Source organism: Lentzea albida (assembly GCF_900111005.1).
Taxonomy (GTDB): Bacteria; Actinomycetota; Actinomycetes; order Mycobacteriales; family Pseudonocardiaceae; genus Lentzea; species Lentzea albida.
This window is the reverse complement of sequence record NZ_FOFV01000008.1, coordinates 51459-63094: the sequence shown is the minus strand read 5'-3', so window position 1 is coordinate 63094 and position 11636 is coordinate 51459. Positions and strand designations below refer to the sequence as shown.

Annotated in this window: 10 protein-coding genes; 9 read left to right on the top strand and 1 reads right to left on the bottom strand. The window is 68.9% G+C overall.

Annotation, left to right across the window (positions count from 1 at the left end; all coding sequences use genetic code 11):
* Positions 1–104: 104 nt before the first annotated feature.
* The 6 genes from BMY74_RS20790 (at position 105) to BMY74_RS20765 (ending at position 7805) form a co-directional block, all read left to right on the top strand.
* Positions 105–923, top strand: coding sequence for a transporter substrate-binding domain-containing protein (locus tag BMY74_RS20790; protein WP_089918447.1), 819 nt, complete (start codon positions 105–107; stop codon positions 921–923).
* 73 nt (positions 924–996) lie between these two features.
* Complete coding sequence (locus BMY74_RS20785) at positions 997–1794, top strand: amino acid ABC transporter permease (RefSeq protein WP_089918445.1); 798 nt, start codon at positions 997–999, stop codon at positions 1792–1794.
* Entirely contained in the window at positions 1791–2552 is a 762-nt protein-coding gene (locus BMY74_RS20780; protein WP_089918443.1) for an amino acid ABC transporter ATP-binding protein, read from the top strand. Before BMY74_RS20785 ends, BMY74_RS20780 begins: the two co-directional genes overlap by 4 nt.
* 11 nt (positions 2553–2563) lie before the next feature.
* Positions 2564–4672 (top strand): hypothetical protein, encoded by a 2109-nt coding sequence (locus BMY74_RS20775; protein ID WP_089918442.1) that lies wholly within the window; start codon positions 2564–2566, stop codon positions 4670–4672.
* A gap of 53 nt (positions 4673–4725) precedes the next feature.
* The gene (locus BMY74_RS20770) at positions 4726–6894 is read left to right on the top strand and encodes an NEW3 domain-containing protein (RefSeq protein ID WP_089918440.1); all 2169 of its coding nucleotides are present in this window, start codon (positions 4726–4728) and stop codon (positions 6892–6894) included.
* An 11-nt stretch (positions 6895–6905) separates the two neighbouring features.
* Positions 6906–7805, top strand: a complete 900-nt coding sequence (locus BMY74_RS20765; protein WP_089918438.1) for an ROK family protein — start codon at positions 6906–6908, stop codon at positions 7803–7805.
* Between the two features lie 215 nt (positions 7806–8020).
* On the opposite strand, the gene BMY74_RS20760 is transcribed toward BMY74_RS20765, so the two are convergent.
* Entirely contained in the window at positions 8021–8800 is a 780-nt protein-coding gene (locus BMY74_RS20760; RefSeq protein ID WP_089918436.1) for a LamB/YcsF family protein, read from the bottom strand.
* 97 nt (positions 8801–8897) lie between these two features.
* Between BMY74_RS20760 and BMY74_RS20755 the strand changes: the two genes are divergently transcribed.
* The 3 genes from BMY74_RS20755 to mctP all read left to right on the top strand — a co-directional run bounded on the left by BMY74_RS20755 (position 8898) and on the right by mctP (position 11590).
* On the top strand, positions 8898–9584 hold the full coding sequence (locus tag BMY74_RS20755; RefSeq protein ID WP_245786264.1) for a GntR family transcriptional regulator: 687 nt from the start codon (positions 8898–8900) through the stop codon (positions 9582–9584).
* 105 nt (positions 9585–9689) lie between these two features.
* Positions 9690–9956 (top strand): DUF3311 domain-containing protein, encoded by a 267-nt coding sequence (locus BMY74_RS20750; RefSeq protein WP_089918434.1) that lies wholly within the window; start codon positions 9690–9692, stop codon positions 9954–9956.
* On the top strand, positions 9956–11590 hold the full coding sequence (mctP, locus tag BMY74_RS20745; protein ID WP_089918432.1) for a monocarboxylate uptake permease MctP: 1635 nt from the start codon (positions 9956–9958) through the stop codon (positions 11588–11590). The genes BMY74_RS20750 and mctP overlap by 1 nt, the downstream gene beginning before the upstream one ends.
* The last annotated feature ends 46 nt before the right edge of the window (positions 11591–11636 follow it).

Here is an 11636-nt window from a genome sequence, read left to right as displayed (position 1 = left end):
ATCATTGCAAGGGAGTGGCCTGTAACACGCACGTGCTGTCCACCACGTCACCCGAGTGGCAGGATCCCGTTCACTCGTCCGCGACAGTTACGAGGAGTGACGCAGTGGCTCGTCGACCCAGGCACGTGCTCGCCCTGCTGCCCGCAGCGGCCCTAGCGCTGACCGCGCTCGCCGGTTGCGCGACGAGCACCAACAGCGGTGGAGGCACCACCGACGGTGGCATCAAGCTTGTCAAGGAAGGCAAGCTCGTCACCTGCACGCACCTTTCCTACAAGCCGTTCCAGTTCACCGAAGGCGACAAGACCGTCGGCTTCGACGTCGACCTGGTGGACCTGATCGCCAAGGACCTCGGTGTCACGCAGGAGATCTTCGACACCCAGTTCGAGACGATCACCTCCGGTGCGAGCTTCAACGCCAACCAGTGCGACCTCGCGGCCGCCGGTATGACGATCAAGGAAGAGCGCAAGCAGGCGATCGACTTCTCCGACCCGTACTTCGAGGCCACGCAGGCGCTGCTGGTCAAGAAGGACTCGCCGATCAAGGCGCTGGCGGACCTCAAGGGCAAGAAGATCGGCGTCCAGCAGGACACCACCGGTGAGATCTACGCCAACGACAACAAGGCCGCCAACGGCTACGAGGTCATCCAGTTCGAGGACCTCCCGCTGATGGAGACCGCCGTGCGCACCGGCGCCGTCGACGCCGCGATCAACGACAACGGTGTGCTCCTGGACTACGCCAAGGAGTTCCCGGACACCGTCGTGTCGGCCGAGTTCAACACGAACGAGCAGTACGGCATCGGCATCAAGAAGGGCAACACCGCCCTGGCGGAGAAGGTCAACGCCGTTCTGAAGAAGGCCAAGGAAGACGGCACGTACGACACGATCTACGAGAAGTGGTTCGGCAAGAAGCCGGAGAAGAAGTAGCGATCTCGAGCTGACGGGGCGGCGGACGACGCCGCCCCGTTCGCGTTCCGAACCACATCCGCTAGGAGTCAGAATGGCGCTGTCGAAGCGCAAGCGGGCTGAGTACTTCCGGTACTCGCAGTACACGCTGCTCGCCGTCATCGCCGTCGTGATCGCGTTCCTCGCCGACTGGGAGCAGATCCGCACGGCGTTCTTCAACTTCAAGACGATGGGGGAGATGTTCCCCAACGTCATCACCATCGCGTTGAAGAACACGCTCATCTACACCGCGCTCGGCTTCGCGTTCGGCCTCGGGCTGGGCCTCGTCCTCGCGCTGATGAAGCTGTCGTCGATCGCGCCGTACCGGTGGATCGCGACCGTCTACATCGAGTTCTTCCGCGGCATCCCGGCTCTGCTGGTGTTCATCGGCCTGGCGTTCGGCGTGCCGCTCGCGTTCCAGATCCAGTTCGACATCTACTCCACGGTCATGCTGGCGCTCGGCATCGTCGGTGCCGCCTACATGGCCGAGACCATCCGCGCCGGCATCCAGGCCGTGCCGAAGGGCCAGGTCGAGGCCGCGCGCTCGCTCGGCATGTCGCAGGGCCGCGCCATGATCACCATCGTGATCCCGCAGGCGTTCCGGATCATCCTGCCGCCGCTCACCAACGAGCTGATCCTGCTGACCAAGGACTCCTCGCTGATCTACATCATCGGACTGGCCCGCGACCAGTACGAGCTGACGAAGTTCGGGCGGGAGACGCTGAGCCGCAGCCCGTCCCTCACCCCGATCCTCGTGGTCGGCCTCTGCTACCTGATCATCACGTTGCCCCTCGGGTACCTTTCCCGGTACCTGGAGCGCCGCTCCGGCGGGAAGAAGGTGTCCGTCCTGTGAGCGAGATCAGTGTCGAGATCACCGGGCTCAAGAAGTCGTTCGGTTCGCTGGACGTGCTCAAGGGCATCGACGTCACGGTCAACCGCGGCGACGTGGTCTGCATCATCGGACCGTCGGGTTCGGGCAAGTCGACGTTGCTGCGCTGCGTGAACCTGCTCGAGGAGCCGAACGACGGCAAGATCGTCGTCAACGGCGTCGAGCTCACCGACCCGGACGTCGACATCGACAAGGCGCGCACGAAGATCGGCATGGTCTTCCAGTCGTTCAACCTGTTCGCGCACCTCAACGTCCTCGCGAACCTCACCGTCGCGCAGCGCAAGGTGCTCAAGCGCGGCGAGAAGGAGGCGCAGGAGATCGCCCTGCGCAACCTCGACCGGGTCGGCCTGAAGGAGAAGGCCAACTCGATGCCCGCGCAGCTCTCCGGCGGCCAGCAGCAGCGCGTGGCGATCGCCCGCGCGCTGTCGATGGACCCGGACGTGATGCTGTTCGACGAGCCCACCTCGGCGCTCGACCCCGAGCTCGTCGGTGACGTCCTGGGCGTCATGCGCCAGCTCGCCGACGAGGGCATGACGATGCTGGTCGTGACGCACGAGATGCAGTTCGCCCGCGAGGTCGCCGACAAGGTGATCTTCATGGACGGCGGCTACATCGTCGAGGAGGGCCCGGCGGCCGAGGTGATCGGCAACCCGCAGGAGCCGCGCACGCAGGAGTTCCTGGCGCGCGTTCTGGACCCGACGCACCAAGGTCCGAAGGACTAGGCTCGAACCTCGTGGCGAGGGGGAAGGTCGCCGCGGCGGACGTGCTGCGGGGGCTGTTGGGGGAGAACGAGAACGCTGGTGGTGGCGGGTGGAGGTTGCCTCGGCGCAAGCCGAGCACCCCGCCCGTCATCCGCGTGGTGGACCGGGTGGTCACCGACGTGCTCGACCTGCGCGCGGTCGAGGTGCCGTACGTGCTGGAGTTCGAGCGCTGCCAGTTCGAGGCGGCCCCGGACCTGCGGCAGGCCAACCTGGCGGGCATCTCGTTCAGCGACTGCGACCTGCCCGGCCTGGAAGCGCGGAACCTGAGCAGCAGCAACGACGTCTCGTTGCTCGACTGCCGGGTCTCCGGGCTGACCGACCTCACCGACGCCGAGATCGCGGGCTCGGTCCTGTTGCGGGACACCAGGTTCAGCGTGCCGGGCGGGCTGTGCCTGCACGGTGACCGGCTGACCGTCGCGGGCGCGCTGCTCGGGTTCGGGATCATCACCGAGGGCGAGGTGCGGTTCGCGGGCGCGCGCATCGGCGGCAACGTCAACCTCGGCAGCGCGGTGCTGGAGAACGCCGACGGGTTCACGTTGAACGGCAACGGCATGCAGGTCGGCGGCAACCTGCTCGGCGCGTTCACGTCACACGGCGTGGTGTTCCTGGCCAACGCGCGGATCGAGTCGACGCTGTCGCTGAGCGGCGCCGCGCTTTCCCGCGGCTCGGACTTCAAGGACACCGACGACCCGCACGCCGACCCCTCCGCGACGCTGTTCCTGGACCGCGTGCACGTGTCCGGCGACCTCGAACTGGACCGCGGCTTCACGAGCAAGGGCACCGTGCGCGCGGTGAGCGCCAAGATCGGTGGAACGTTCTCGCTGGCCGGGGCCGTTTTAGATGCCGTGTCGCCTCCCGCCGTCGGCACCGACCCGACCGGCTCCGGACGCGCGTTGCACGTCGACGGCGCGGAGATCGGCGGGGACGTCGTCGGGCGCGGGGTGAAGGTCAAGGGCCAGCTGCGGATGGTCGACACGCACGTGCGCGGCAGCATCACGCTCGAACGGGCCACCGTGGACAACCCGGCCGCCGACGCCGTGCTGGCCAACCGGTCCCAGATCGGCAGCAACTTCGTGGTGCGCGAGTCGGACGTCTCCGGCGGCCTGGAACTGCGGGGCATCACCGTCGGCGCGAACCTCGACCTGCGCGGCAGCCGGCTGACCAGGCCGGGCACGTACCGGCACCAGCCGCGCGAGAAGCCGTCGCTCGACATCGGTGGTGCCACGATCGGCCGCGACCTGATCTGCGCGCGCGGCGAGAAGGAGTTCGTCGCGCATGGCGGCGTGCGGTGCCGTCGGGCCGTCATCGGTCGTATGGCGAACTTCAACGGCGCGGTGCTCGGGTACAAGCTCGACAGCCACGCGTTGAACGCGATGGGCATGCAGGTGCAGGAGCTGATGCTCAACGTCGTGTCGCCGCCCAAGGGCCTGGTGACGTTGCGGCAGGCGCGGTGCACGTCGTTGGACGACAACGAGAACTTCTGGAGCGCCACGGGGTACATCGACCTCGACGACTTCCGCTACGACTCCCTCGCGTACCCCATCGACCTGCGCGACGACGATCAGGTGCAGCAACGGCTGCGCTGGTTGCGGCAGGCCATGCGGCGCAGCTACCACCCGCGCCCGTACGACCAGTTCGCCGAGATGCTGACCGCGGCCGGCAACGAGGAGCACGCCTCGACCGTGCTGATCGAGAAGCAGCGCCTGCGGTACAAGGCGGTCGCCGAGGGCATGCGGTTCTTCGGCCCGTTGGTGCTGCTGTGGAGCTTCCTGCAACGGTCGATGGTCGGCTACGGCTACCGCCCGGCGCGTGCGCTGGGGTGGCTGATCGCGGCGTGGGTGGTGGGCAGCCTGTGGTTCCAGTTCAAGGGCCCGCTGGTCGAGATCAACGACGACGACCACCTGCCGTGGAACGCGTGGCTCTACACGATCGACCTGGTGGTGCCGATCGTCGACTTCGGCAACAAGAACCGCTGGCAGACGCCCGGCGCGTCGCAGTGGATCGCGTCGGGGCTGATCGTGACGGGCTGGATCCTCGCCACGACGGTCGCCGCCGGTCTCACCCGCATGCTCAAGCGCTAGCTTTTCGCCCCCATCGGGGAATTCCTCCGGGCGGGGAACAGTGGTGCGATCGTGTGGTGATCGCCGCCGAGTCGACCGAGCTGTTCGTCGGGCCTCGGACCGCGCTGCTGCAGGTGGTGCGGCTGAGTTCGCCCCTTCTTACGGGTCCGGTGCACGCCCACGTGTCCGGGCCTGGGCTGCGTTCGCCGCGGCACGGCGGTTCGCTGGCGCACGGGCCGTTCGGCTACGAGCTCGGCGTTGACGTCTCCGAGCACCCTCCTGGCGCCGTGGTGCCCGCCCAGGTTGTGGTGCGATCTTCGGCCGGTGAGGAGACCTGCGCGTTCTCGCTGGTCGTGGGCTCGCCGGGGTGGACCGTGCACCTCGTCGGGCACGTTGCGGCCGATGCGCCGTTCGCCGCTCTGCGGGCCCACCTGGACTTGGCGCTGACGGATCGCGCGTACCGGTTCGCCGTGACGTCGGTGGAGTTGTTGCAGCCCTACTGGGACACGTTCCCGGAGCACCGCTCACTGCTGTTGCGGCTGGTCGCCGAAGGGCGGGTCGAGGTCGTCGGGGCCGAGTCCACTGTGGTCGGTGTGCAGCCGGTGCTGTCCTCGTTGCCGGCGGGGTTGCCGTTGCGGGGTTCGCTGGCCGAGGCCTCGCGGGCGGTCTACTCGTCGTTCCTGCGGCTGCGGGCCGGGGCCGCCGCGCCGCACGTGATGTTGCCGGTCGGGGACGCCCGGGAGGCTCCTGACCCGTTGGTGATGGCGATCCATCACGACTGGAGCGCGCGCTACACGTGGCCTCGGGTCGTCTGTTCGTTGCCGCGTGACTACTACGTGCGCGGCTCTGTGCCCGTGCCTCGTGCGGCGGCGGACGACTCGCCTGCTGCTGTGTTCGCTTCGCACGCGTCTCGGCTGACCGGAGCCGCGTTTCCCGTCGCCGCCCTCTCCCGCGCTGCCGTCGCGCACCCTCGGGAGGCCTTCGACCTGCAGTCCGAGGTGGTGTCGCGGTCTTTGCGGGCGCTGACGTCCACTGTGGAGTCTTCGGTGGTCGTGTGGAACCCGGCAGCTTCTGCTTGCACCGACATCGTGTCCGTGCACCTGCCGTACGCGCGCAACGTGCACGTCGAGTCCGACGGGGTCGTGCTGCCCACGTTGGTCGACGGTGTCACCGTGACGTTCTTGGCGCGTGACGTGCCAGCGCGCGGATGGCGCACCTACTCGTTGGTCGAGGACGACGTCGACCACGGCTGGAAGCGCGGCTACGGCACCGAGATCGCGTCCACTCACTACGTGCTGTCGTACGACCCGATCGCTTCCCTCGTCGCCGTGGACGGTCCTATGCTGGAGGCGCCTCGTCTCGTCGGCCCGATCAGCGTGTGGCACAGCGAGGTCGGCGAGAAGATGGTCGGCTCCACGACCGTCGTGCTGTGGAACGGGGTCGGGCACCTGGGTCCGTCCGCGTTGGTGGGCGTGCTCGGCTCGCGGTCGCCTTCGTGCGGCACGCTGCCGTCCGTCGCGTCCCGGCTGACGTTGGCCGGCCCCGCCCTGGGACCCGCGTCGCCCGAGGTGACACCGGTGTTCGCGCGCTACTGGCTGCACGAGCCGGCACCGTTGGGCGGGCTGCCCGCGAACGTCCGCCTCGAGGTGCTCGGTCCCGCGCTGCTGCGGGTGGTGGTCGTGTCGGACGGCGAGGCGTTCTCGGGCGTCGTCCGGCTCTCGTTGCCGCCGGGGTGGTCGGCGTCGTGGGACTCGATGCCGGTGTCGGTGCCGGCGGGCGGCCACGTGTCCGCGGAGGTGCGGCTGGTGGCTCCGCGCACGCCCGGCTGCCACCCGGTGCGCGCGGTGCTGGAGGGCCTGCCGTTCGAGGTGTACGACGTGGCGTTGCTGGGGGTGCCCGAGTGGGACGGCGACGATCCCGTCGAGGTGCTGTGGGTGGCGTCGACGCCTTCTTCTGTCTCGGTGCGGCCGGGCTCGTCGGCGTTGGTGCGCATCGTCGTGGCGTCCGGCGCACACGGCGACCTGCCCGTGCAGGCACGTCTGCTGTCGCCGCGCCCGACTTGGGAACTCGTCGGCCCGTTCTGCGTGGGCGGCCTGCTCCCGGCGCAGGGCCGGCTGCCCCTGGACTTCACCTTCGAGGCACCACCGTGGGCCACGCCGGGCCGTTGGTCGGCCGTGGTCCGCGTCACGGCGGGCCCGCTCGTCAGGACCACTGCGCCCATCACCCTCGAAGTGGCTGATTAAGCTGGTTCATCGTGACTGATCTGGTGCTGGCACTGGACTTCGGCGGCACCAAGATCGCCGCCGCCCTGGTGGACCCGTCCGGTGTCGTGGTGCGGTCCTCCCGCGTGCCGACGCCACCCACCGACACGTGGGACGCCGTCGTGTCGGTGATCGCGTCCGTGGTCGAGGACACCGCCGTGGCGGGCGTGGGCATCGCCTCCGCGGGTCCCGTCGACACCACGACCGGCACCGTCTCCCCGATCAACGTGCCGACGTGGCAGAACTTCCCGCTGCGCGCCTCGATCGCCTCGCTGTTCCCCGGCGTCCCGGTGGAACTGGCGGGCGACGGCGTGTGCATGGCGCTGGGCGAACACTGGCGCGGCGCAGGCCAGGGCAGCGGCTTCATGGTCGGCCTGGTCGTGTCGACCGGCGTCGGCGGCGGCCTCGTGCTGGACGGACGCCCGTTCGGCGGCCGCACCGGCAACGCGGGCCACATCGGCCACGTCGTGGTGGAGCCCGACGGCGAACCCTGCACGTGCGGCGGCCGCGGGTGCGCGGAGACCGTGGCGGGCGGTCCGCGCATGGTGGCGTGGGCCCGCCGGGCCGGGTGGCAGGCGCCGGAGCACGCCGATGCGGCATTGCTGGCCGCTGCCGCTCTGGCCGGTGAGGAGATCCCGCAGGTCGCGTTCGAACGGGCCGGGCGGGCCGTCGGGATGGCGATCGCCGGGGCGGCTGCGGTGTGCGACCTGGAGTTGGCCGTGGTCGGGGGTGGGGTGGCGCAGGCCGGGGAGTTGTTGTTCGAACCGGTTCGGCGGACCTTGAAGGCTCATGCGGGGTTGTCGTTCTTGGACGGGTTCGAGGTTCGGGCCGCCGAGTTGGGTGGCGAGGCGGGGCTGGTGGGGGCTGCGGCGCTGGTGCGTCAGGCGGGCTGACGCGGGGCAGGTGGGCCAAGCCGCAGGCGGGCTGACGCCAGCAGGGCGGGCTGACGCAGGCACGCAGGCAGGCTGACGCCGGCAGGTGCGCCAAGCTGCCACAAGAGTCGGCGGCAGGGGCCGATCTGCTGCGGGGCGCGGTTGGGCGACGTGCGCGGCGCAGCTGGGTGGCGAGGCGTGCGGCTTCAGGTGCGCGGGTGCCGGTTGTGGCGCTGTCAGGCCGGCTGGCGTGTGTGGCGGAGCGGCGACTCCACACGGGCCACCGCCACGCCCGCCGACTCCAGTGCCCCGCGGACCGCGCGGGCGATCTCCACGGCGCCCGGGGTGTCGCCGTGCACGCAGATCGAGTCCGCCTGGATGCGGACCGGGCGGCCGGAGACGCTGCGGACCCAGCCCTCCGTTGCCAGCTGCACGCAGCGGGCCGCGATCTCGGCCGGGTCGCGCAGCACCGCGCCTGGTTCGCCTCGCGGTACCAGGGCGCCCGAGGGTGTGTAGGCGCGGTCTGCGAACGCCTCGTGCCACACGCGCAGGCCCGCTACCGCGGCTCGCTTCAGCCACACCGCGCCTGGTGCTCCCAGCACCGCGAGTGTCGGGTCGAAGAGGCGGACCGCGTCCACCACGGCGTCTGCCTGGGCCTCGTGGCGGAACAGGGCGTTGTAGAGGGCGCCGTGTGGCTTGACGTACGAGACGCGGGTGCCTGCGGCGCGGGCGAAGGTCGACAGGGCGCCCAGTTGGGCGAGGACCTCGTTGGTCAGGGTGTCCGGAGCCACGTCGATGAAGCGGCGGCCGAAGCCCGGTAGGTCCCGGTAGCCGACGTGGGCGCCTATGGCCACTCCTGCCGACGCTGCGGAGGCGCAGGTCTCGCGCATCGTGTCCGGGTCGCCCGCGTGATGGCCGCAGGCGATGTTCGCGCTGGTGACGACCGCCAGCAGCGCCTTGTCGTCGCCCAGGGTCCAGTGGCCGAAGCCCTCGCCCAGGTCCGCGTTCAGGTCCATGGCCGTCCTCCCCCGAGCTGTGCGTGTGTTGACTTGTAGGATTGTTGAACGATTCTACGATAGTGCAATCGAACGATCCTGCAAATAGACTTCTCAGGTGACCGAGACGTGGGTGTCGACGCTGGCTCAGGGCAAGGCCGACCTGGAGCGCGCCAGCACCGCGCAGAAGGTCGCCGACATGCTGCGGGAGCGGGTGCTCGACGGTGAGCTGGAACCGGGCCTGCGGCTGAGCGAGGAAGCGATCGGCGGCGCGCTCGGCGTCAGCCGCAACACGCTGCGCGAGGCGTTCCGGCTGCTCACCCGCGACCGGATCCTGGTGCACGAGCACAGCCGCGGCGTCTTCGTCCGCCGCCCGACCAGCGACGACGTCCGGGACCTCTACGCCGCCCGCCGCGCGATCGAGTGCGGTGCCCTCCGCCTGTGGAACGACGTCACCGAGGCCCGGCGGGAGGCCGTGCGGGCACCGGTCCGCCAGGCCGTGGCCAGGGCCGAGAAGAACGACTTCAGCAAGACCGGCACCGCCAACATCCAGTTCCACCGCGGCATCGTCGGCCTCGCGGGCAGCGCGCGGCTCAGCGACGAGTCCGACCGGCTCTTCGCCGAGCTCATGCTCGCGTTCCGCGTCGCCCGCGAGATGGACGCCTTCCACCAGACGTACCTGCCGTGGAATCGCAGGATTGTGGAATTGTTGAACAACGGGACAGTGGAACAGGCGGTTCTGCAGCTCGACGAGTACTTCGACGCCGCCGAACGAGACCTCGCCAGCCGTCTGTCGGCGGATTAGTCCAAAGAGAACGTTAAGCCGAAGACAACGATTGCAATCTCTAGGCTGACGCCACACTTCATCAGGCCTAACATCCGCGCAACATCGCGTACACGGAGGGCCACCATGCCGTCGGACCACAAGACCGGCTTGCGCTGGAGCAACTGGAACCTGCTGCTGATACTCCCGTTGTTCATGCTCATCACGCCGTGGTTCAACTTCGACGAGCCCCGGATCTTCGGGCTGCCGTTCTTCTACTGGTACCAGTTCCTGTTCGTCCCGCTCGGCGTCGCGTGCGTCGGGATCGTCTACGTCAAGACCAAGGACGAGCCCGTGGTCACCGGCAAGCCAGACAAGCTCGGCGTTGACGACCTGGACGAGGGAGCGAACTGATGCAGTGGACCGAGCTGATCGTTTTCAGCGCCCTCTTCCTGCTCGTCACGGTCATGGGCTTCGTGGCCGCGCGGTGGCAGAAGGGCGAAACGCTCGACCACCTCGACGAGTGGGGTCTGGGCGGCCGCAAGTTCGGCAGTTGGATCACGTGGTTCCTGGTCGGCGGTGACCTCTACACCGCCTACACCTTCGTCGCGGTGCCGGCGCTGATGTTCGGCGCGGGCGCGCTCGGCTTCTACGCCCTGCCGTACACGATCATCCTATACCCGCTGGTGTTCCTGCCGCTGGTGCGCATGTGGTCGGTCAGCCGCGTGCACGGCTACGTCACGCCCGCCGACTTCGTGAAGGGCCGCTACGGCTCGCACTGGCTGGCGCTGATCATCGCGGTCACCGGAATCGTCGCGACCATGCCGTACATCGCGCTGCAGCTCGTCGGCCTCGAAGCGGTGCTGCGGTCCATGGGCCTCAACGGTTCCGGCATCCTCGGCCACCTGCCGCTGTTCATCGCCTTCCTGATCCTCGCGCTCTACACCTACCAGTCGGGCCTGCGGGCGCCTGCGCTGATCGCGTTCGTCAAGGACATCCTGATCTACCTGGTGATCCTGGTCGCGATCATCTACCTGCCCTCGAAGTTCGGCGGCTGGGGCGAGATCTTCAACGACGCGCAGGCCAAGTTCGACGCGACGCCGAGCAAGGCCGACGGCATCCTGCTGACCGGCACGAACCAGCTGCAGTACGCGACGCTGGCCCTCGGGTCCGCCCTGGCGCTGTTCCTCTACCCGCACTCGCTGACCGGCATCCTCGCGAGCCGCGGCCGCAACGTCATCAAGCGCAACATGGTCGCGCTCCCGGCGTACTCGCTGCTGCTGGGTCTGCTGGCGCTGCTCGGTTTCGTGGCGATCAGCGCGGGCACCAAGCCGATCGTCAACCAGGCGACCGGCCGTCCCGACACCAACACGATCGTCCCGGAGCTCTTCGGCGCGAACTTCCCGTCGTGGTTCGCGGGCATCGCGTTCGCGGCCATCGGCATCGGCGCGCTGGTGCCGGCGGCGATCATGTCCATCGCGGCGGCGAACCTGTGGACGCGCAACGTCTACAAGGAGTACGTGAAGAAGGACGCCACCCCGGCGGAGGAGGCCAAGCAGGCCAAGCTCGCCTCCCTGGTGGTGAAGTTCGGCGCCGTCGCGTTCATCGTGTTCGTCGACCCGCAGTTCTCCATCGACCTGCAGCTCATCGGTGGCGTCATGATCCTGCAGACGCTCCCGGCGGTCGCGATCGCGCTCTACACGCGCTGGTTCCACGTGTACGGCCTGATCGCCGGTTGGGTCGCGGGCATGGGCTACGGCATGTGGCTGCTCTACAACATCGGCAACCCGGCCGTGGGCAAGGCGCACTTCGCCGGTTCCGCGCTGCCGCTCGGCAACATCTCGATCTTCGGATGGCACCCGTTCGGCGCCTCGACGACGCAGATCTACGTCGGCATCGTCGCGTTGCTGGTCAACCTGGTCGTCGCGGTGATCGTCACGCTGATCGCGAAGAAGGCCAAGTCCCCCAACGGTGTCGACCACACCGACCCGTCGGACTACCACGTCGACGAGGACAACCCGCGGGTCAAGCCCGTGGCAGCGCACTGAGACGCAGTCGGCAACACTATGGGCCACCCGTCGGTTACGGCGGGTG

What these genes read in the sequence shown, in the direction of transcription:
- BMY74_RS20785 (WP_089918445.1), top strand. Translation starts at nt 997, where the DNA reads ATGGCGCTGTCGAAGCGCAAGCGGGCTGAGTACTTCCGGTACTCGCAG.
- BMY74_RS20760 (WP_089918436.1), bottom strand. Translation starts at nt 8,800, where the DNA reads ATGGACCTGAACGCGGACCTGGGCGAGGGCTTCGGCCACTGGACCCTG.
- mctP (WP_089918432.1), top strand. Translation starts at nt 9,956, where the DNA reads ATGCAGTGGACCGAGCTGATCGTTTTCAGCGCCCTCTTCCTGCTCGTC.
- BMY74_RS20750 (WP_089918434.1), top strand. Translation starts at nt 9,690, where the DNA reads ATGCCGTCGGACCACAAGACCGGCTTGCGCTGGAGCAACTGGAACCTG.